We start from the raw sequence: 20071 nt of genomic DNA on the forward strand, positions 1-20071 counted from the left end.
ACCGGATTGCCGGCGGCTCCCTAGGAAGGGGCATCGGATCGAGCGGATCCGGACCCTTCAGAGGATGCGATCATGAGCGACGACAAGACCATCGACGGGACGGCGCGGGAGGTCCGCGAGCCCGAGGCCGCCGGGCCGGCTTCGAGGGCGGTCCCGCGGCGGACCTGGGTGGTGGGCGCGGTGGCGCTGCCGCTGGCCCTGGGCGCCGTCGGCCTGTCCCTGGCGCAGGGAACGCCGTTCCAGCCGACGCCGGTCGCGCCGGTGGCGATCCAGGCCCTGGCTCCCTCGGGCGCGACCGCCATCAAGGGCGAGGTCGCGGAGATCTTCGGCAACAAGTTCGTGGTGCAGGACAACACCGGGCGGGCCCTCGTGGAGACGGGCCGCGAGGGCGAGGGCGGCGGCCTCGTCGCCAAGGGCGAGACCGTGACGGTGCAGGGCCGCTTCGAGACCGGCTTCCTGCACGCCCGGGTCCTGACCCACGGGGACGGGCGGACGCTGCTGCTCGGGCCGGCCGGCGGCCCCCCGACCGGCAGTCTGGACTGGGCCAAGGACCGGCTCGGTCTCGGGCCGAAGCCCGACATGGCCGCCCTGACCGCCTCGGTCCAGGCGGCGGGCTACGGCGACGTGCGGGTGACGGGCCGCGGGCCGCGCCATCTCGAGGTGGCCGCGAAGGACCGGGACGGTCGCGAGCACCAGCTCCACGTCGGCTTCGACGGCCAGGTGCGGGAGCGCCCGGCGCCGGGGCTGCCGCCGCTCTGAGCCGGGCCCGGGCGGCAGGGCCCGCGTGCAACCCTTCCGCGCCTGCCGCGTCCTCCTGTCTCTCGCCGGACAGGAGGTGCGCGCCGTGGAGCCGATGAAGCCGATGAAACCCATGAAGCCGATGGAGCCCATGGAGCCGATGAAACCGATGAAGGGCGCGGAGCCCTGGTGGCCGAAGGATCTCGGCGAGCCCGCGACCAGCGGCGCGCAGAACGGGATGAAGTACGCGTTCTTCCCGGACAAGCGCCGCCTCCTCGTCGACCGCGACGGGCAGGTCTCGACCTACGACAGCGGCGACCACCGGATCGGCGGCGTCGCGCAGGCGGACGGGGCCGCCAAGACCCTGACCTTCACCGGGCAGGACGGCGAGGTCGACCTGGGCTCCCTCAAGAAGCTCGACTGAGCCCGGCGTGGACAGGCCGGGACGGCGCGCTTAAGCCCGGCCCGACCATGCGAGCCGTCCCGCCAGACCCCGCGATGCCATGCGCGCGCTGATCGACCTCGTCCGCGCCATGCGGCCGGCCGACCGGCGCCGGCTCACCCTGATCGCCCTCGGCCTCGCGGGCGCGGCGCTGCTCGAGGTGGTGGGCGTCGCCTCGGTGATCCCGTTCCTGACGCTGGTCGGGGACCCGTCTGCGGCGACCCGGGTCCCCTACCTGGCCCAGGCCCGGGGCGCCCTCGGCCTGACCGACGAGCGCGGCTTCCTGCTGGTGACCGGCGGCGCGGCGCTCGCGGCGATCCTCGTCACCGCGCTGGTGAATGCCGGTCTGACCTACGCGCAGCTCCGGTTCACCCACTTGGCCGGCTACAGCCTCAGCCGGCGGCTGCTGTTCCGCTACCTCGACCGGGAGCGGCTGTTCTTCGCGAAGGCCAACAGCGCCGAGCTCGCCAAGAACGTGCTGTCCGAGACCGACCGGCTGGTCATCGGCGCGCTGACGCCCGCCACGGTGCTCGCCTCGCGGGCGAGCTCGGCGCTCGCGGTGATCGCCTTCCTGCTGGCCTACGCGCCGCAGCTCGCGCTGATCCTGGGGGGCGGCTTCGGCGGCCTCTATGTCGGGATCTACCTCGTGATGCGCGCCCGGCTGGCGCGGCTGGGCGGCCGCACCGTCGCCGACAACGAGGCCCGCTTCCGGATCGTGCAGGAGACCTTCGGGGCGCTCACCGAGCTGAAGCTCTACGGGCGCGCGGAGGCGTTCGCGGCGCGGTTCGACGCCCCGGCCCGGGCCTATGCCCTCGCCACCGCGGCGAGCCAGCTCACCGGCCAGATGCCGCGCTTCGTGATCGAGGCCCTGGCCTTCGGCGGGGTGATCGTGGTGGTGCTGTTCGCGCTCGCCCGGGGGCTCGACGTCGCCGGCATCCTGCCGCTGCTCGGCCTGTTCGCCTTCGCGGGCTACCGCATGCTGCCAGCCTTCCAGAACATCTTCACCTCGGTGGCGCTGATGCGCTTCACCCTGCCGGCGGTGCGGGCGATCGTCGACGCGCTCGCCGACGAGCGCGAGCCCCGGCCCCGCACCGCGGAACGGCTGCCCTTCGCGCGGGCGATCCGGCTCGAGGGCCTCGGTTTCGACTACGGCACCGGACGCCCGGCCCTCGCGGGGATCGATCTGACGATCCCGGTCAACGCCACGGTCGGGCTCGCCGGGCGCACCGGCTCGGGCAAGTCGACCCTGGCCGGCCTGATCCTCGGCGTCCTGAGCCCGACCGCCGGCCGGATCACCGTGGACGGCCGACCCCTCGACGCCGGCACCCTCCCCGCTTGGCAGAACCGGATCGGCTACGTCCCGCAGGAGGTGTTCCTGGTGGACGGCACCGTGGCGGAGAACATCGCGCTCGGCCTCGACGCGCCGGACCTCGCCGCCGTCGAGCGGGCGGCGCGGCTCGCCGGCGCCCACGACTTCGTCGCCGCCCTGCCGCACGGCTACGCCGAGCGGGTCGGCGAGCGCGGGGCGCGGCTGTCCGGCGGGCAGCGCCAGCGCGTCGGCATCGCCCGGGCGCTCTACCACGACCCGGACGTCATCGTGTTCGACGAGGCGACCTCGGCCCTCGACGACGAGACGCAGGCGGCCGTGATGCGGGCGCTGCGCGCTCTCTCGGGCCGGCGGACGCTGATCCTGATCGCCCACCGCCTCTCGACCCTGGAGGGCGCCGACGCGGTCCACGTCCTGGAGGCAGGCCGGATCGTCGCCTCCGGGCCGCCCGAGGCGGTCCTGCCGGGGCTCGGCACGGCCGCGTGAACAACCCCGCGCGGGGCCTTGCGTCCGGCCCCGCCTCCGTTACCTCGGCTCTCCGAGGCAGACCGGGAGAGCACCGTGACCACGCGCATCGAGCTGACCGCGCCGGACGGCACCACCGCGACGCTCGACACCCACGGGGCCGAGCCGGTCTCCTGGCGGGTCGGCGGGACCGAGTATCTCTGGAGCGGCGACCCCGAGCACTGGAACCGCCACGCGCCCTGGCTCTTCCCGGTGGTCGGCGCCTCGGCGGGCGGGCACGTGACGGTCGGGTCCGAGCGCTACCCGATGGCCCAGCACGGCTTCGCCCGGGACCTGCCCTTCGCGGTGGTCGAGCGGAGCGCCGAAGCGGTGACCCTGCGCCTGACCGACGGGCCCGAGACGCGGGCGCACTACCCGTTCGCGTTCCGGCTCGACGTCGCCGCGCGGGTCCGCCCGGCGGGGCTCGACCTGGACGTGACCGTCGCCAATCCCGGCGCCGTCCCCCTGCCCTACGCCCTCGGCTTCCACCCGGCCTTCCCGTGGCCCTTCGCGGGCGGCGCCCGCGCCCGGGACGGCGGCTACGCGGTGGCCTTCGAGGAGGCGGAGCGGCCCTTCGCGCCCCGGGTCGGCCCGGGCGGCCTGCTGCTGCGCGACGAGCAGCCGATCCCCCTCGCCGGGGACACGCTGCCCCTCGATCCGGCGCTGTTCACCGAAGCCTTCGTGTTCCGGAACGCCCGCAGCCGCTGGATGCGCTTCACCGGCCCCGGCCGGGCGATCTGCATGGAGATGGCGGATTTCCCCCACCTGGCGGTCTGGACCAAGCCGACCGCGCCGTTCCTGTCGCTCGAGTGCTGGACCGGCTACGCCGACTGGGCGGACTTCGCGGGCGACCTCGCGGACCGCGACTCGCAGCGCCGGCTCGCCCCCGGCGCGGCGGCGCGCCACGGCGTCCGCCTGACCCTGGACGCCTAGCCCTTGCGGATCTGGGTGGCGCGGCCCGAGCCGGGGGCGACGCGGACGGGCGCGGCCCTGGCCGACCTCGGCCACGCGCCGCTGGTCGCCCCCGTCCTGGCGGTGCGCCCGACCGCGGCGGCGGCGCCCGTGGGACCCTTCGCCGCGCTGCTGCTGACCAGCGCCAACGCGGTNGGTCGCCGGACCGGCCGCCAAGCCGGTCCCCACCTCGATTCCCACCTCGGCCACGACATCGCCCCCGGCCGTGTCCCCCGCCGCGGCACCGGCTTCGGCCCCCGTCTCGGCCCCCGTCTCGGCCCCCGTCTCGGCCTCGGTCGCGTCCACGGCGTCCGCCCCCACCGCGCCGGTCCCGACCGTCCTTCCGGCGAAGGCGGGCGCCCCGAAGCCGTCCGGCCCGGACCCGGTCTCGGCCGGGATGGCGGCCGCGGCGCTGCCGCCGTCCGGCTCGGGTGAGCGATCGGTCCGCCGGATCGGCTGACCGATCGCGGCGCGCCGGCCATCCGGACGCGGGATGACAGGAGCGCCGCGGGGTCACGGGCACGCCGCGGCGCTCGACTATTTCAAGTTGAATGGGCCGACTCACCGTGTAGCTTGTCGTGAGCTGCCGACCGAGGATCCGATCATCCCCCAGCCCGCTCACAGCCCGCGCGCGCCGTCGATCCGGTCGGACCGGCGCCGCGCCCCGTGCCGCGCGGTGCGCCCGTGACCGCCCTCGACGCGGACGGCAAGCCGCGCCGGCAGGTCGGGGCCCTGCCGTTCCGGCACGGGCGGGACGGCGAGACCAAGATCCTGCTTGTGACTTCGCGGGAGAGCCGCCGCTGGGTCATCCCGAAGGGGTGGCCGATGAAGGGCCGCAAGCCGTTCGAGGCGGCCGCGCGGGAGGCCTACGAGGAGGCCGGCCTGCGCGGTGCGGTCGGCAAGCGCCCGATCGGACTGTACCTGTACCAGAAGCGTCTGCGGAACCTCGACACCGTCCTGTGCCAGGTGAAGGTGTTCCCGCTGGAGGTGCGCAAGCAGCTCAAGCACTTCCCGGAGGTTCGCCAGCGGGAACTCCGCTGGTTCACCCCGTCGGACGCCGCCGAGGCCGTCTCCGAGCCCGGGCTCGCCGCCCTGATCCGGGCCGCATCGCGCACCTAAAACGGCGCGGAAGCGCAACACGGCGTTGCCAACGCGGCGGCGATCCGTTATGGCCCCACTCGGCCGGACGGAGACGCCCCCCGCGGGGGCGCCCCCGGTCACCTGCTGCGGTAGCTCAGTGGTAGAGCACTTCATTGGTAATGAAGAGGTCGAGAGTTCAATCCTCTCTCGCAGCACCAGAAATCTTCCCGATCTCGCAATCAGCCCGGACAATGCTAAGGGTTCCCTAGCGGAGCCTCGCGTGGACTGAGGATCGCGGCGGCTGCCCGGCCGACACCATCCGCTGAAGGGGACGCTCGGACGTGAACTCGACAGCCCTGTTCACCATGCTGGGCCTCGTCATCGGCTGGGCTGTCCTGGCCGGCGCGGCCCTGGTCACCGGACGGCTCGCCACCCTCGCGTTCCTGGTCCTGACGCTGATCGCCCTCTACCTCTACGTGCCGTGGGTGCGGCTGCGGGCGAGCGGGATCGACGGGTCCAGCCGGCCGGTCCGGTTCTGGACCAACGTGGCCATGCTGGCGGTCAGCCTCGCCGCCTGCCTCGCCTTCGGGATGATGCTCGCCCGGCGCACCGGGCTCCTGTAGGCGCCCCGAGCCGCGCGTCCCGCGATCACCGTCACGGCGAGCCGTTTCTCCGGACAGGGCGGACCCCGCGCGGCCGCGCCGTCAGCCCGTTCGCGGAGCGCCCGCTGCCGGGATCCGAGGCGGCGTCCCGGCGATCCGGTCACGCGGCGCCCGCTATGGCCGCGGCGCCCTAACATAAGTCATGTAATTCTGATCGATTAGACCCGATCTAGGGCGGATTTTTCCTGCCAATATCCTGATATGGCGGCATAAAATGAGATCGATCAAATATTGATCGTTATAAAACGCGGAGCAGATCGAACCGTGGTCCCGATGCGGGGTTGGACAGGGTGCGAGGCTCGATGCTCCCGGGGAGTACCGGGCCGACGGCCGATCGTGCGGTGGGCTTGAGCACGCCGTGCCTCTCGCGAGGGACAGACATCATGTACTATCACGACAAGCGGCTTCAGTACCCGGTCAAGGTCGACAGCCCCGACCCGATCTACGCCCGCATGCTCCAGCAGGCGATCGGCGGCATCGAGGGCGAGATCCGGGTCGCCTTCCAGTACTTCTTCCAGGCCTGGGGGAACCGCGCCCCGACCACCAAGTACCGCGACATGCTGCTCAACACGGCCACCGAGGAGATCGGCCACATCGAGATGCTCGCGACCGCGGTGGCGCTGAATCTCGAGAACGCCCCCACCAAGGTCCAGGAAGCCGGCGCGGCCGACGCGATCGTCGGGGCCGTGATGGGCGGCGAGAACCCGCGCCACATCGCCGAGGGCATGCTGCACAAGACGCTGCTCTCCGCCGGCATGGCCGCCTTCCCGGGCAATTCCGACGGCCAGTCCTTCGACATGAGCCACATCTACGCCAGCGGCAACATCGCGGCCGACATGTACTGCAACGTCGCCGCGGAGAGCACCGGGCGGGTGCTGGCGGTGCGGCTCTACAACGCCACCAACGATGCCGGCATGCGCGACATGTGGAGCTTCCTCATCGCCCGCGACACGATGCACCAGCAGCAGTGGCTGGCGGTGATCGAGGAACTCGGCGGCCACGCCGGCACGCTGCCGATCCCGAACTCCTTCCCGCAGGAGAAGGAGAACCAGAAGTTCAACTACAACTTCTTCTCGACGTCGGCGGACGGCTCGCCGCCGCCGGCCGGGCGCTGGACGCAGGGCCCGTCGCTCGACGGCAAGGGCGAGTTCAGCGTCGTCCAGAACCAGCCGATGGGCGAGGAGCCGGTCCTCGGCCCGGCGCGGCCCGACAGCGGCGCCGAGGCCCAGCAGATCGGCTGATCCGCCGGGCGCCCGGCCGGTCCGCCGGCCGGGACGGCTCGATCCGATGGCGCGGCGCTCCGGCGCGCCGCGATCCGCGCGCGGACGGGAACAGGTGGCTCGCAGAACGGTGACACGCGGCACGCTCGTCGACGGTCGTGTCTGCCTCGCCCGGACCGACGCGGAGCGCGCACCGCTGGTCCGGCGTCTGGGGCGGATCGAGGGTCAGGTCCGGGGCCTGCGGGCGATGGTCGAGGCCGACCGGCACTGCCTCGACGAGATCCAGCAGATCCGGGCCGCCACCGCGGCCCTGCGCGAGGTCGGTCTCCTGATCATCGACCAGCACGTCGCCGCGGGGCTCCGCCTCGCGGCGCGCCACCCGGACCGGGATGCGGTCATGGCGGACCTCCTCCGGGTTCTGCGTGCGGCCATGGCGGAGGCCGGATGAGCGCGCGGGTCGCCGGCCCGCGCGCCCGGGCCCGCGCTCAGTGCTTGGTCAGCGTCTCGACGACGGTGCCGGGCCCGATCCGCGCCGAGAAGCGGGCCAGCCGGCTGCGGCTCGGCTCCTCGAGACCGCCGGCATGCGCGAAGGTCGTCAGGGCGATGCCGACGAGGAACCGGGCCTCCTCCAGGGTCACGGCCCGGCCGCTCAGGGTGCTGGCCGCGCCGCGCACGGCGCGGACGGCCTCCTGGAAGGCCGGATCGTCCTCGAGATCCGAGAGCCGGGTCATGGGCGCGATCCGGCGGTCCGGGGCGTCCCGTGCCCGCCCATCCCGGGGTGAGCATTCGCGGGAGCGAGATCTCCCCGTGCGCTGCCGCAGATACCGCCGCGCGGCGAACAGTTTTCCGGTGCGTGTGACCTCATCGAACTCCCTCTATTCCGTCGAAATCTCTGCCGCGATTGTCGCGGATGCCAGCATATATTGATCCGAAGATGTGCCCATCCGCTGATCTATGTTGCGGCGGATGCGGCGTGATCAGGGGTTAATGGCGCCACGCGATCTTTCATACCCTTCAGGTGATCGGCTATCATGCTCGAACTCTCGCTCGACGCTGATACAATCGACGCGCAGGGCCCCCGGCTCCCCGACAGCGTGCAGTATCATCTCGGCCATCTGCTCGCGGCGACCTACGCGCAGGACAATGTCGAGCCGACCATCGCGGATCGCTTCGCCGAACTGCTGAGGCTGCTCGACGGCGCCTTCGGCCGGGCGCAGGACGGCCGCGAGAAGGCGTTCCAGGCCTCGCTCCTCGCCATGGTGCCGAACCTGCAGCGCTTCGCCCGCTCGCTCCTGCGCAACCATGTCGGGGCCGACGACCTCCTGCAGAACACGCTCCTCCGGGCCTGGCGCTCGCGCGCCAGTTTCGCGCCGGGCACGAACCTGGAAGCGTGGCTGTTCACCATCATGCGCAACCAGTTCTACAACGAGCACCGCAAGCGCGGGCGCGAGGTGCAGGACGAGGACGGCGCGCAGGCGGAGCGGATGGTCTCGCTGCCCGAGCAGGGCGGCCATCTCGACCTGAGCGACGTCCAGGCCGCCCTCGACCGCCTGGCGCCGCCGATGCGGCAGGCTCTCGTGCTCGTGGCGATCGAGAACCTCACCTACGAGGAGACCGCCGCCGTCATGCAGTGCCGGATCGGCACGGTGAAGAGCCGGGTCTGGCGAGCCCGGACGCAGCTCGCCGAGATGCTGGGCTACAGCGGTCTCGAGGTCGGCAGCGACGATGTCATGCTGGCCGCCGCGGGACCGAAGGGCCGGAAATCCACCGCCGTCGCGTGACGGCGGCTGGCGGACGGGCTCGCTAGGGACCCGCCTCTGCGCGTAGGGTCGGTCCCCGATCCCGGGCTCGAGGAGCCGCCGTTCCCCATGTCGCCGCGCGCCGTCATCTCCGCTGCCGTCCTGTTCGGTCTGACCCTGTCGCCCGGTGCGGCCGGGGCGCGGACCGCCCCCGGACCCGCCGCGCGGGCCTGGCTCTCGGATCTGGTCACGCGGATCGACGCCGCGGACCGCGCCGGGACGCGGCCGGGTCCCGACCGGGGCCGCGGGACCGTCGTGGTCCACGTACAGATCGCCGCGGACGGCGCGGTTCAGGGCGCGGAGATCGAGGAGAGTTCGGGCTCGCCGAGACTCGATCAGCGCGCGCTCCGCGCCGTGCAGGGGATCGGCCCGACGCCCGCTCCGCCCGCCGCTCTCCTGGGTCTGGACGGGATCGTCGATCTCAGCATCCCGGTCGCGCTCGGCCGCTGACATCGGCCGGCCCGGTCCCCGGTGTGGCGCCGGCGCCCCCCCGGCATCGCCGCCGGTCCGGTCAGCGGCTCGTGCCGGTATCGGCGCTGAGATAGGCCCCGACGAGATAGCCGGCCTGAAGGGCGGAGAGATAGGCGAAGAGCAGCAGCACCGTCTCGGCGTCGAGCTGCGCCCACACGAAGATCCACAGGGCCAGCCACGCGAGGGTGACCAGCATCGAACTGGCCATCAGAACTGATGCCCGATACCGCCAGCCCTCCCATATGCCCACCGCGAAAAGCAGGGCCGCAACCAGCAACGGGCCGTCTCCTTCCGCGCGAAAGATAAACTTTTACGCGTTAAACCTCTGGCAGTTCATGGATTTTCGACTGCGTCCCCGACATTCGGGAGGGAGTTTTAATTTTACATTAACTCGACCGGTCCGCCCGGGGCGTTCGTCGGCGCTCGGTCCGACGGTGGCCTGTATCGGGCCCGCGACCGGCTCCGCGCCGGTCGGCGGGGAGGCGGGCACGCAGGATGCGGGCCGGTCGGACGCGAACCGAGCCGTGCACGCGGCAGCCCACCGTCATTGACGAGATCGATAATGCAAATCGATCGTATCTGTTTGGATCATGTTGCTGTGCAACGTAAATGACCTCTCGAAGCCGGGCACGACCCGGACCACGAGAGGACTTCAGATCATGACCGTTCGTACCATCGTTCTCGCCGCCCTCGCCGCCGTTCCGATGATCGGCACCGCCCGGGCCGACGAGACCATCGCGCTGACCCCGCCGCTCTACCGCGAGCAGGCTCGCCCCACGGCCGCCGTGCGGCCGGCCTCCGAGCTGGCCACGACGCCGCGCCTCGTCCCGGCGAGCCCGGCGTCGCGGCGGGTCGTCGCCACCGCGGTCTCGGCCCGCTGAGGCGGGACGTGGCCGCGATCCGGCGCCACCGGGCGAACCGGTGGCGCCGGCCGCGGCGCCACCGGCGAACCGGTGGCGCCGGCCGCGGCGCCGGTCCGGCACGCAGCGCCCGCCGGCCCGTCAGGCCGGGCAGGGTTTACCCCCGGGCAGAACCACCTCGCTCTGCCCGTTGTAGATCTCGCCGCCGCGCACCGGCCAGATCTTCTTGTAGCGGAAGGTCCACCGGGCCAGGTTCGAGAGGACCGGGAAGATCGGGTGGTAGATCATCGTGACTTCCGACACGACGAAGCGGTCGCCGTTCCGGGTCATCCCGGCGGGCGGTTCGCCGAGCGAGGAGCCCGCCGTGCGGGCCTGTCCGTTGGACTCGGCACTCGAGCAGACCTTGGTGGTCGCCGCGCTGCCGTCGCTGTAGGTGCCCGCCGCCGTCAGCACGATGCTCGCCCGGCTCACGTCGTAGGGGTTGGAGATCGCGCTCGTCGCGGCGAAGACCGGCTTGAGGTCGGCGTAGCTGCCGCGTGAGATCAGGTCGGCCATCGTGGCCGCCGCGTTGTCGAGCCGCTTCCCGATCATGTAGGCGCGGGGCAGCTCGATCGACCCCATCAGGATCAGCAGCAGGATCGGTGCGATCACGCTGAATTCGATCGCGCTCGCGCCCTCCCGGTTCCGGAACAGGCGGATCAGGCAGGCGCGCAGGCGGCCGCTCAGCACGGCTTGGGCTCGTAATCCTCGGCCCTGAAAATCTCGGTCGTGACCAGCAACTGCGTCTTGTCGGACATGATCCGACCGGTGAAATCCAGCATCTGGAACAGCCGCATCACCGGCACGGCGACCCGGACCGTGACGGTGTCGCCGCCCTGCGGGCACTCGAACCGCTGGCCGAAGCCCTGCGTCCAGGTCTTCGTGGTCTTGTCGAACGGCTCCGCCGGCTGCGAGGTCGAGAACGAGGGTGTCCGGGAGACGTCGAGGCGCAGATCCGCGCAGGGGAACAGCGCCGAGGGGCCGGTGCAGACGATCTTGCGGAGGCGCGCGCCCGGATCGCTGCCGTCTGAGCCGTCCTGGAAGGCGCCGGTGCGCAGCTGCCGGACGCTCCGATCGACCGCGATGTCCAGGGTCTGCTGCTCGATGGCGATGACGCCGGACTCCGCCACGACGCCCAGGAGCGCCAGGAACGGTGCCGCCAGGAGCGCGAACTCCACCGCGGAGGCTCCGGCCCGGTGGCCGGCGAACCGTCGGACGCGTCCGGCCGTGCCGGCGCGGTCCTCGGTTCCACCCGGGCGGCGGACGGTCGCGACGCGCCGAAAGATGCCCATCATGCCGAACGAACTCTGCAGGTCCGTGCCTGCCACTGTCCGGCCGTAGAGGCGCGGACGAAAATAACCCTCTGATGAGGCCGTTTAAAAACGGTTCAAAGCTGAGTGGAAATTGCGTCTTCAGCAAGATTTTGCGGCCGCCGCGCGTGATCCGGGTGTGAATTCACCCTCAGGTTGTGTATTGTTGCGTTCATTCGTCGCGTGGCCGACCTGGCGATCAGTCGTGCGGGCGGTGGCGGCCATTGGGCGGCGGCGTGTCGATGTTGTTCACAGCTAAACGTGGCTCTCACGCGCGGCGATAGCTTCGCGCAGCTCCGGGGCGACGGATTTTTAGGAGCTGGGCCTTACGCCGAAGGATCGGTGGTCGGTGCCGCCGCAGCCGCCGATCCGGTCCCGCCCTGGGAGACGCGCCCATTTCCCCCTTCTGGAGAGTGCTCCGCGCCGGCTCGCGGGCCCTGACGGACCGGTCCGGCTCGGTCGCGCTGACCTTCGGGCTGAGCGCCGTGGTGCTGCTCGGCCTGACCGGCGGGGGCATCGATTACGCCCGGCTCGCTGCCCGGCGCAGCCAGCTCCAGAACGCGGCCGATGCCGGCGTCCTCGCGGCCGGCAACTACCTCAAGCTCGCCGTCTCGACCTCGGCGGCGGCCAAGAGCATCGTGGTCGACACGGTTCAGGCCCAGGCGGCCCCGCGCCCCGAGAGCCCCTACGCCCTCCGGGTCGACGTGGCGGACGACAAGACCAGCGTCGCCGCGACGGTCGACGAGACCGTCAAGCTCGCCTTCGGCGGCTTCGTCGGCGTGCCGACGGTCAAGGTTTCGGTCCGCTCGACGGTCCGCGTGGTCGGCAAGATGCGCCTGTGCCTGCTGACGCTGGACCCGCTCGCCGCCGGCGCGTTCGAACTGGAGAAGAGCGCCGAGGTGACCGCCCAGGACTGCTCGCTCTACAGCAACTCGCAGAGTCCGCGCGGCATGGTCGGCAAGGACAGTGCCTATGCCCGGGCGCAGACGATCTGCACCGCGGGCGGCTTCGACGGCGCCCGCGCGAATTTCGCGCCGCCGCCGCAGACGAGCTGCCCGCCGATCCAGGACCCCCTGAAAGACCGGGCGCCGCCACCGGTCGGCGCGTGCACCGCGATCCCGTCCTCGGCCAACAGCAAGCGCGTCACCTCCGGCAACATCGTCGACCAGAGCGCCACCCTCGATCCGGGCACCTATTGCGGCGGCCTCTACATCACCAAGAACGCCTCGGTGACGCTGCGCGCCGGCATCTACGTGATGAAGGACGGCCCGCTCATCGTCGACAAGAATGCCGCCATGACCGGGACCGACGTCGCCTTCTACTTCACCGGCAACAAGGGCGGTCTCCTCTTCGACAAGAAGACCACAATCAGCCTGTCGGCGCCGACCACCGGCCCCATGGCCGGCCTGCTGATGATGGAGGAGCGCACGGTCAGCGATCCCGTCGACCCCGCGGCGATCCTCGCCGGCCTGGAACAGACCGTCACGTCGCTGCTGCCGGCGCCGGCGCCACCGTCGCCGACCCCGCCGCCGCTGGCCGCGACCAAGCCGATGCGGACCTACCGCATCATCAGCGACAACGCGCGGACCATGCTGGGGACGCTCTACCTGCCGGCCGGCCGCGTGGTGATCGATGCCGACAAGCCCGTCGCCGACCAGTCGGCCTACACGGTGATCGTGGCCCAGCAGGTCAACCTGTACCAGGGTCCGAATCTCTATCTGAACGCGAATTACGACGGGACCAGCGTGCCGGTGCCGAAGGGGGTCGGACCCCTCTCGGGCAAGCTGCTGCTGTCGCAATAGGGAGGACGCGATGCGCATCCTGCATCGACGGCTCGTCGCCTGGGAGTGACACGGTGCTCGCGCTGATCCTCGACGATTCCGAGATGAACAACCTGCTGATCATGCAGGCGCTCAAGCCCGTGGCCGACTGCGAGCCGGTCGCCTTCACGTGCCCCGTGACGGCGCTCGACTTCCTGCGGGCGCATGTCGACCGGATCGGGGTCGTCGTCACCGACTACGACATGCCCGGCCTCACGGGCCTCGAGGTCATCGCGGCGGCGCGGGCGGTCCCGGGCTTCGCGCACGTGCCGATCGTGATGGTGACGAGCCTCGACCAGCGCAGCCTGCGCCACGAGGCCCTGCGCGCCGGCGCCACCGACTTCCTCGGCAAGCCCTGCGATCCCGTGGAGATCCAGGCGCGCATCACCAACCTGATGAAGATCAGCGCGGCCCACCGGCAGGAGCAGGACCGGGCCGCGTGGCTCGCCCGCGAGGTCGCGGCGGCGGTCGCCGTCATCGAGGCGCGGGAGCGCGAGATCATCGCCCTCCTGATGCGCGCCGCCGAGCACCGCGACACCGATACCGGCGACCACATCGCCCGGGTCGCCGGCTACGTGGGCGTCATCGCCCGGAACCTCGGCTTCGGTCCGGAGGAGATCCGGATCCTGAAGCTCGCCTCCACGATGCACGACGTCGGCAAGATCGGCGTACCCGACGCGATCCTGCTCAAGCCGGGACCGCTCTCCGCCGAGGAGCGCGCCGAGATGGAGAAGCACGCCGAGCGCGGCCGGCGGATCCTGGAGGGCAGCACCTCCGACGTCGTGCGGCTGGCCGCCGAGATCGCCGAGAGTCACCACGAGCGCTGGGACGGCACCGGCTACCCGAAGGGCCTGCGCGGCGAGGCGATCCCGCTCTCGGGCCGCATCGTGGCGGTGGCGGACGTGTTCGACGCCCTGGTGACCGAGCGGCCCTACAAGGCGGCCTGGCCCCTCGAGCGGGCGCGCGCCTTCGTGGCGGACCAGGCCGGGCGCCATTTCGACCCGCGCTGCGTCGAGGCGTTCCTCGCGGGCTGGGACGCGGTGACGCGGACCTGCCTGCGCGCCGCCGCCTGAACCCGTCCCGATTCCCGTTCCCGTCCGTCCCCGCGATCGGGCCCGACCGGGCCAGCCGAAGGAGCAGAGCGTGCATCTCGCGTGGCTGAGGCCGAGGCGCTCCCTGGCGGGCCGGCTGGCTCTGGCGGTGACCGGCGCCGTCACGGCGGCGCTCGTCCTGGCGGCGGCCCTGTCGGTCTGGCGCGAGGTCGCCCGCTACGCCGCCGACAAGCAGGCGGCGCTGGAGGCCGTCGCCCAGGTCTTCGCGCATGGCGGCGCCCGGGCCACCGCGGCGGGCGACGCCGACGGGGCGGACGCGTCGCTGCGGGCGATCGGCAAGGTGCCGTCCATCGTCTACGGGGCGATCGAGCGGCCGGACGGGTCCGTCCTCGCCGAGCAGGGGATCGGCCTGCGCCTGACCCGGGACGCCGCCCAGGACGGCGCGGACCTGTCGCTCCTGCACCTGCTCGCCACCCGCAGCCTCCAGGCGACCGCGCCGATCGTGGAGAACGGGGTCCCGGTCGGTCGGGTCGTACTGATCGGCGAGACCGACGACATCCTCGGCCATCTCTGGGCCGCCGCGCAGAACGCCGCGCTGGCGGCGCTGCTCGCCGTCGCGATCGGCGTCGGCGTGTCGCTCTACCTGCAGCGCAGCGTCACGCGCCCGCTCGCCGCCCTCGCCCGCACCATGGAGGCGGCCCGCCTGCGCCACGACTACGCCCAGCGCGCGCCCGTGAGCGGCGACGACGAGGTCGGCGCGCTGGCGCGGACCTTCAACGACCTGCTCTCCGCGGTGAACGAGCGCGATCACCGCCTCGCCGCCCACAGCGCCCACCTCGAGGCGGAGGTCGGCGCCCGGACGGCCGATCTGAGCGCGGCCAAGCAGGCCGCCGACGCTGCCAACGCCGCCAAGTCGGCCTTCCTCGCCACGATGAGCCACGAGATCCGGACGCCGATGAACGGCGTCCTGGTCATGGCCGAGCTGCTGGCCGGGTCCGAGCTGCCGGCGCGCCAGCGCCGCTACGCGGAGGTCATCGCCCGGTCCGGCCGGTCGCTGCTGGCGATCATCAACGACATCCTCGACTTCGCAAAGGTCGAGGCCGGCAAGCTCGAGCTCGAGCGCGTGCCCGTGAGCCCCGCCGAACTCGCCGACACCGCGGTGACGCTCTTCGCCGAGCAGGCCCGGACCGCCGGGCTCGACCTCGCGGCCGAGGTCGGGCCGGAGGTGCCGCAGGCGATCCTCGGCGACCCGGTCCGCCTCGGGCAGGTGGTGAGCAACTTCGTGTCGAACGCGCTGAAGTTCACCGAGGCCGGCCACGTCGCCGTCCGGATGGCGGTCGAGGCCGCCGACGGGTGCCTCGTCATCGCCGTATCCGACACCGGGATCGGCATCCCGCAGGACAAGCTGGCCACGATCTTCTCGGCCTTCTCGCAGGCGGACCAGTCGACGACCCGGCGCTTCGGCGGCACCGGCCTCGGGCTCTCGATCGCCCAGCAGATCGTCGCCGCGATGGGCGGCACCGTGGCGGTGACGAGCCGCCTCGGCGCGGGCTCGACCTTCACGGCGCGCATCCCCGTCACGGTCGCCGAGCCGGCCCGACCGGTGCGCCGCCGCGACGCGGTGCCGGCCGCGATCGTGCTGGACACGGCCTCTNCCCGCCCCCGACGACCTCCTCGACGCCGAGGTCCTGGACGGGCTGCTCGGCCTCGGGGACGGCGCCTTCCTCGACCGCGTCCTCGAGCTGTACCGGGCCCAGGGACCGGTGGCGCTCGCCCAGCTCAGGGCGGCCCTCGCCGCCTCCGATCAGCCGGCCATCGCCCGGGCCGCCCACGGCCTCAAGTCGATGAGCGCGAATGTCGGCGCGCGCGCCCTCGTGGCGCGGCTGCGCGTCATCGAGGAGGCCGCCCGGACCGCCGCCTGCACCGAGCGGGCGGAGGCGTGCGACGCCCTGGACAGCCTGCTCGCCGCGACGATCCGAGGCCTCGCGGAGCGGACGGGCTCCCGGGCCGCCGCCGCCTAGGTGCGAGGCGTCCGGCGGCTCCGGCCCGTCGACGCGTCCAGGACAAGTTATTCCCTCGGACGACCGCGCGATTTCGCAGACCTGCCCTGCGCTTCGGTATCTGGCATGCCAGAGGGTCGGGCCGTACGGTTCCGCTTCCTCCCAAGCACTCCCTCAGCCCGCCCGGTTCGCCGCGGCGGGCTTTTTCGTGGGCTCGTCCGCACCCCTGCGCCGACCCCGCCCGGGATCAGGTGATGAGCATGCGGCGGGTGAACATCGCGGCCGCGAACAGCACGGCGGCGCCGGCGGTGATGATGCTCGTCATCAGGATGCGCCGCGGCTCGGTCGAGGACCCGGCCTTGATGGGCTCGACGATCGGCACCAGGGCCACGACCTGCTGCTGGGCGACGATGCGGGCGCGGTCATAGGCCAGCTGCACGTCGCGGTGATACTTCTCGGCATTCTCGCGCTCGTGCTCGAGATCCTCGAACCGCGTGAGCGCGTCCGAGAGGCGCCGCTTCTCCGTCGGCGCGGTGCCGGCCAGCTGCTGCTGGACCCGCGCGATGTTCGCGTCGAGATCGCCGATCTGCTGCTTCAGGTCGACGATGCTGCGCGATTGCGGGCCGAGGTCCCGCTGGAGCACCGCCAGCTGGACGGCGAGCTTGGTGCGCGACTCCCGCAACTCCGACACCGACTTGATGGTGGCGGTGTTCGACTTGATCACGTCGAGCACGCCCTCGCGGTTGCGCAGCTCGTTCAGCGCGGCGTTGGCCTTGGCCTCCCGCTCCTCGGCGAGCTTCAGGACGCGCGTGCTCACGTCGAGGGCGTCCTTCCGCGACGGCATGCTGAGCTCGTTCAGCATCCGCTCGGTGTCGGCCATGACCGCCTTGGTGATGGCGAGCGACTCGTCGGGATCGAAGGCCTCGACCGTCAGCGACATGATGCCGGAGGCGGACTCGACGTCGACATCGACCCGGCGCCGCCAGTACCGCAGGAATTTCTCGACCGGCTTGTCCGGGTTGAAGCGGGAGAACATGTCGATGTTGTCCCGACCGAACCACGCGCGGATCGGGAGCTCCGCCGAGACCGCTTCGACCATCGGCCGGCTGTGGATGTATTCCTGCGCGATGAGCGTTTCCTGCGCGACGGTCGCCTTGATCACGCCGGCGTTCGTGCCGACCGTGTCGGGCGTCGCCTTGTCGGCGGTGCCGAGTGTGGGCCGGATCGCGAACCGCGCCTCGGTGACGTAGCGGTCGGAGACGATCAGCCCGTAATAGATCCCGGCGGCCAGGGTCGGCAGGACGAAGCAGACGACGAACAGGAGCGGCAGCCAGGGATCGCTTTTGACGTGGCTCTGATAGGAGCGCACGCCCTTCCTGGTGTCGGGCAGGCCCGGAAGGCGCGCGAACTGCCGCAGCGACTGCGCGATCACCTTGTTCCGGTCGATGCCTTTCAGAGGCCGGCCCTGGGCTTTCTCGACCTGCATGTTCATCGTTGCTTCTCGAAGCTCGGGCTTGCGCGGACGTCCTCGGCCCGCGCGGCTTTCACGCCGCTCGCGCAGCCCATCACACGGACAGGCGGCGAAAGCATGTCAGCCGCGATGCTCCAGGTTCGGCCGCATCCGGCGATCGCGCCGGGCCAGCGGTCCCGCGACCCGCCGCAGGGGCAGAGCCGTGTGTGCGAGGGCCGCGCCCGACCGGTGCCGTCCCGCTGCGACCGGCGGCAGTGCCTTTCCCGACCGTGTCGCAACGGTCGGGAGGGACGTCGACCCCGGTCGGGACAGCCGCCCGAACCCCCGCTCCCGCACGGGAGAGGGGATCCGCGCCGCGGACGGCACGGGCTCGGCGATCGCCTCCGTCCCGACCCGTTCGGGCCGGCGCTAGGGGCTCTCCGCCACCGTGACCTGATCGGCGACGCCCTCGGTCTTGCCGCTCAGGCCCGGCACCTCGTCGAGTTGCCGCAGGCTCGTGAATCGACCGCGCTCCTCGCGGTAGCGCACGATCTCGAAGCCGTGGCCCCTGAGTGCCGGCACGCTGTCCAGCTCCTCGGCCGTCGCCGTGTTGAGGTCGATCATGGTGGTTCCTCCCCGCGCCGCTCGGCGCCGTGCCGGTTCGCTCCGGGCCTGCCCCGCGCCTCCGGGGCCGCTCAGCGGAGCGGATCGGCGCGGAACTGCCCGCGGGCGGGCTCGGACGCCCGACAGCGGCAGGACGGCGGCAGTTCGGCCAGGCCGCCCGCGCCGCACGGATCACCGCCGCTCAGGAGCCGGAGCAGCAGATGCTCGAGCGGCGCCGCCTGATAGGGCTTCTGGAGTACCGGAACGGCCTCATAGGCGGAATCGAGGCCGTGCTGCCCGTACCCGGTGGCGAACAGGAACGGCGTGCCGCGTGCCAGCAGCAGGTCGGCGACCGGGTAGCTGCGCGCGTCGCCGAGATTCACGTCGAGGACCGCCAGATCGAAGTCCTCGCTCCGGGCATAGGCCAGGGCCTTGTCGAGGCGCATCGCCACGACGACCTCGCAGCCCAGGTCGAGCAGCATGTCCTCGGCCAGCATGGCGACGAGGCTCTCGTCCTCGATCAGCAGCACCCGGCGTCCCGCGAGCGGTGTCATGGTGCGCGCGGTCCCTCGACCGCCTCCTGACCGATCCACCCGAGCCGGGTCAGCGGGATCCGCATCTGGCAGGTGGCGCCCGTGGGCGCGTAGGAGATGACCGCGCTGCCGTCGAACTCCAGGGGCAACTGCCGCTCGATGAGCCGTGAACCGAACCCCTTGCGGGTCGGCGGCGTGACCGGCGGGCCATCCCGCTCCTCCCAGAGCAGGTCGAGTTGCTGGCGGCCGTCATCCAGGTCGTGCAGCGACCACGTCACCGCCACGCGGCCTTCGGACGTCGACAGGGCGCCGTACTTCGCCGCGTTGGTCATCAACTCGTGCAGGGCCATCGCCAGCGTGACTGCCACCTTAGGATGCAATCGCGCGTCCGGTCCCTGTAACCGGAAGCGGCCGGCATCGACCTCTGCCAAGAGGTGGGGGGCGAGCGCGCGCTCGACCACGCTGCGCAGGCTGGCGCTCTCCCAACGGTCCTCGACCAGCACGTTGTGGGCATTGGACAGGGCTGCCATCCGGGCGTCGAAGACGGCGCGCACGGCCTGGTCGGTCTGCCCGCGGAAGGTCTGTGCGGCGATCGACTGCACCGTGGCGAGGGAATTCTTCACCCGGTGGTTGAGCTCGTTGATCAGCAGGTGCTGGCGTTCGGCCGCCGCCTTCTCCTCGCTGATGTCGCGGACCTCGATGATCGTGCCGATGATGTTGGTCGCGTCGTCCCGGATCGGGCTGGCGGTGAACGCCACGGGGAAGAAGTGCCCGTCCCGGTGCACGAACACCTCCTCGCCCCGCTCCTGGTTGTTCTCCGGGAAGGCACGGTCGATCGCGCACTCCGCCAGCGGGAACGGCCGTCCGTCCGGGTAGGTGTGGTGGACGATGTCGTGCAGCGGGCAGTCGCGGGCGAGAACCTCCCGCAGAGTCCAGCCCGTCAGCTGCTCGGCGGCGCGGTTCATGTAGATGCAGTGCTGGCGGTCATCCATCAGGAAGATCGACACGGAGGCGTTGTCGAGGACCGCGTTGAGGCGACGCTCGCTCTCGAAGAGCTGGCCCGATCCGCGCCGAAGGCTCGCCAGCGGCGCGCTCGCGGCGGACGAGGATTGAAACGGCTGCCGCGAGTTCGGCACGGTCACGACCCTTCACGCGGGTTGATCTGAGATACCCCGCGCGCGATCCTGGAGGACCTTCGGGACCGGGCACG

Annotated in this window: 22 protein-coding genes, 1 tRNA gene and 1 pseudogene; 16 read left to right on the plus strand and 8 right to left on the minus strand. The window is 71.9% G+C overall.

Annotated elements, in window-relative coordinates:
* Positions 1-72 precede the first annotated feature (72 nt).
* The 9 genes from MMR14E_RS12320 to MMR14E_RS12365 all read left to right on the plus strand — a co-directional run bounded on the left by MMR14E_RS12320 (position 73) and on the right by MMR14E_RS12365 (position 7372).
* On the plus strand, positions 73-759 hold the full coding sequence (locus MMR14E_RS12320; protein WP_331314607.1) for a DNA-binding protein: 687 nt from the start codon (positions 73-75) through the stop codon (positions 757-759).
* 25 nt (positions 760-784) lie between these two features.
* Positions 785-1162: a hypothetical protein gene (locus MMR14E_RS12325; protein ID WP_331314608.1), complete on the plus strand. Its 378-nt coding sequence runs from the start codon at positions 785-787 to the stop codon at positions 1160-1162.
* Between the two features lie 79 nt (positions 1163-1241).
* Positions 1242-2993, plus strand: a complete 1752-nt coding sequence (locus tag MMR14E_RS12330; protein ID WP_331314609.1) for an ABC transporter ATP-binding protein — start codon at positions 1242-1244, stop codon at positions 2991-2993.
* Positions 2994-3068: 75 nt separating this feature from the next.
* Entirely contained in the window at positions 3069-3944 is an 876-nt protein-coding gene (locus MMR14E_RS12335) for an aldose 1-epimerase family protein (protein ID WP_331314610.1), read from the plus strand.
* 702 nt (positions 3945-4646) lie between these two features.
* Positions 4647-5081 carry an NUDIX hydrolase gene (locus tag MMR14E_RS12345; protein ID WP_331314612.1) on the plus strand — a complete coding sequence of 145 codons (435 nt, stop codon included), beginning with the start codon at positions 4647-4649 and terminating at the stop codon, positions 5079-5081.
* A 104-nt stretch (positions 5082-5185) separates the two neighbouring features.
* A tRNA-Thr gene (locus tag MMR14E_RS12350) sits at positions 5186-5260 on the plus strand.
* 123 nt (positions 5261-5383) lie between these two features.
* Positions 5384-5665: a hypothetical protein gene (locus MMR14E_RS12355; RefSeq protein ID WP_331314614.1), complete on the plus strand. Its 282-nt coding sequence runs from the start codon at positions 5384-5386 to the stop codon at positions 5663-5665.
* A 422-nt stretch (positions 5666-6087) separates the two neighbouring features.
* Positions 6088-6945, plus strand: coding sequence for a manganese catalase family protein (locus MMR14E_RS12360; RefSeq protein ID WP_331314616.1), 858 nt, complete (start codon positions 6088-6090; stop codon positions 6943-6945).
* A 94-nt stretch (positions 6946-7039) separates the two neighbouring features.
* A complete protein-coding gene (locus tag MMR14E_RS12365) occupies positions 7040-7372 on the plus strand; it encodes a metal-sensitive transcriptional regulator (RefSeq protein ID WP_331314617.1) in 333 nt (110 codons plus the stop codon).
* 37 nt (positions 7373-7409) lie between these two features.
* Here the strand turns inward: MMR14E_RS12365 and MMR14E_RS12370 are convergent, their stop codons facing one another.
* Positions 7410-7655: a hypothetical protein gene (locus MMR14E_RS12370; RefSeq protein ID WP_331314620.1), complete on the minus strand. Its 246-nt coding sequence runs from the start codon at positions 7653-7655 to the stop codon at positions 7410-7412.
* 300 nt (positions 7656-7955) lie between these two features.
* Between MMR14E_RS12370 and MMR14E_RS12375 the strand changes: the two genes are divergently transcribed.
* Together MMR14E_RS12375 and MMR14E_RS12380 are read left to right on the plus strand one after the other, a co-directional pair.
* Positions 7956-8705 carry a sigma-70 family RNA polymerase sigma factor gene (locus tag MMR14E_RS12375; RefSeq protein WP_331314622.1) on the plus strand — a complete coding sequence of 250 codons (750 nt, stop codon included), beginning with the start codon at positions 7956-7958 and terminating at the stop codon, positions 8703-8705.
* An 87-nt stretch (positions 8706-8792) separates the two neighbouring features.
* A complete protein-coding gene (locus MMR14E_RS12380; RefSeq protein ID WP_331314624.1) occupies positions 8793-9173 on the plus strand; it encodes a TonB family protein in 381 nt (126 codons plus the stop codon).
* 61 nt (positions 9174-9234) lie between these two features.
* Here MMR14E_RS12380 and MMR14E_RS12385 read toward each other — a convergent pair whose 3' ends face one another.
* Complete coding sequence (locus tag MMR14E_RS12385) at positions 9235-9402, minus strand: hypothetical protein (RefSeq protein ID WP_331314625.1); 168 nt, start codon at positions 9400-9402, stop codon at positions 9235-9237.
* Positions 9403-9853: 451 nt separating this feature from the next.
* On the opposite strand from MMR14E_RS12385, the gene MMR14E_RS12390 reads away from it, so the two are divergent.
* Positions 9854-10075 carry a hypothetical protein gene (locus MMR14E_RS12390; protein ID WP_331314626.1) on the plus strand — a complete coding sequence of 74 codons (222 nt, stop codon included), beginning with the start codon at positions 9854-9856 and terminating at the stop codon, positions 10073-10075.
* Positions 10076-10195: 120 nt separating this feature from the next.
* Here the strand turns inward: MMR14E_RS12390 and MMR14E_RS12395 are convergent, their stop codons facing one another.
* Entirely contained in the window at positions 10196-10783 is a 588-nt protein-coding gene (locus MMR14E_RS12395; RefSeq protein WP_331314628.1) for a TadE/TadG family type IV pilus assembly protein, read from the minus strand.
* Positions 10777-11271 carry a TadE family protein gene (locus MMR14E_RS12400; protein ID WP_331314630.1) on the minus strand — a complete coding sequence of 165 codons (495 nt, stop codon included), beginning with the start codon at positions 11269-11271 and terminating at the stop codon, positions 10777-10779. The genes MMR14E_RS12395 and MMR14E_RS12400 overlap by 7 nt, the downstream gene beginning before the upstream one ends.
* 545 nt (positions 11272-11816) lie before the next feature.
* Here MMR14E_RS12400 and MMR14E_RS12405 point away from each other — a divergent pair.
* The 4 genes and pseudogenes from MMR14E_RS12405 (at position 11817) to MMR14E_RS12420 (ending at position 16296) form a co-directional block, all read left to right on the plus strand.
* Positions 11817-13205 (plus strand): Tad domain-containing protein, encoded by a 1389-nt coding sequence (locus MMR14E_RS12405; RefSeq protein ID WP_331314632.1) that lies wholly within the window; start codon positions 11817-11819, stop codon positions 13203-13205.
* Positions 13206-13258: 53 nt separating this feature from the next.
* A complete protein-coding gene (locus tag MMR14E_RS12410; protein WP_331314634.1) occupies positions 13259-14296 on the plus strand; it encodes an HD-GYP domain-containing protein in 1038 nt (345 codons plus the stop codon).
* Positions 14297-14963: 667 nt separating this feature from the next.
* Positions 14964-15797: pseudogene (locus tag MMR14E_RS12415) on the plus strand (ATP-binding protein); the annotation flags it as partial.
* A gap of 241 nt (positions 15798-16038) precedes the next feature.
* The gene (locus tag MMR14E_RS12420) at positions 16039-16296 is read left to right on the plus strand and encodes an Hpt domain-containing protein (RefSeq protein WP_331314741.1); all 258 of its coding nucleotides are present in this window, start codon (positions 16039-16041) and stop codon (positions 16294-16296) included.
* 226 nt (positions 16297-16522) lie between these two features.
* Here the strand turns inward: MMR14E_RS12420 and MMR14E_RS12425 are convergent, their stop codons facing one another.
* The 4 genes from MMR14E_RS12425 to MMR14E_RS12440 all read right to left on the minus strand — a co-directional run bounded on the left by MMR14E_RS12425 (position 16523) and on the right by MMR14E_RS12440 (position 19997).
* Complete coding sequence (locus MMR14E_RS12425) at positions 16523-17767, minus strand: capsule biosynthesis protein (protein ID WP_331314635.1); 1245 nt, start codon at positions 17765-17767, stop codon at positions 16523-16525.
* Between the two features lie 387 nt (positions 17768-18154).
* Positions 18155-18349 (minus strand): helix-hairpin-helix domain-containing protein, encoded by a 195-nt coding sequence (locus tag MMR14E_RS12430; RefSeq protein ID WP_331314637.1) that lies wholly within the window; start codon positions 18347-18349, stop codon positions 18155-18157.
* Positions 18350-18420: 71 nt separating this feature from the next.
* Positions 18421-18882 carry a response regulator gene (locus MMR14E_RS12435; RefSeq protein ID WP_331314639.1) on the minus strand — a complete coding sequence of 154 codons (462 nt, stop codon included), beginning with the start codon at positions 18880-18882 and terminating at the stop codon, positions 18421-18423.
* Positions 18879-19997: a sensor histidine kinase gene (locus tag MMR14E_RS12440; RefSeq protein WP_331314742.1), complete on the minus strand. Its 1119-nt coding sequence runs from the start codon at positions 19995-19997 to the stop codon at positions 18879-18881. The genes MMR14E_RS12435 and MMR14E_RS12440 overlap by 4 nt, the downstream gene beginning before the upstream one ends.
* Positions 19998-20071: the final 74 nt, after the last annotated feature.

It is taken from the genome of Methylobacterium mesophilicum, assembly GCF_036441335.1.
GTDB lineage: Bacteria > Pseudomonadota > Alphaproteobacteria > Rhizobiales > Beijerinckiaceae > Methylobacterium > Methylobacterium mesophilicum_B.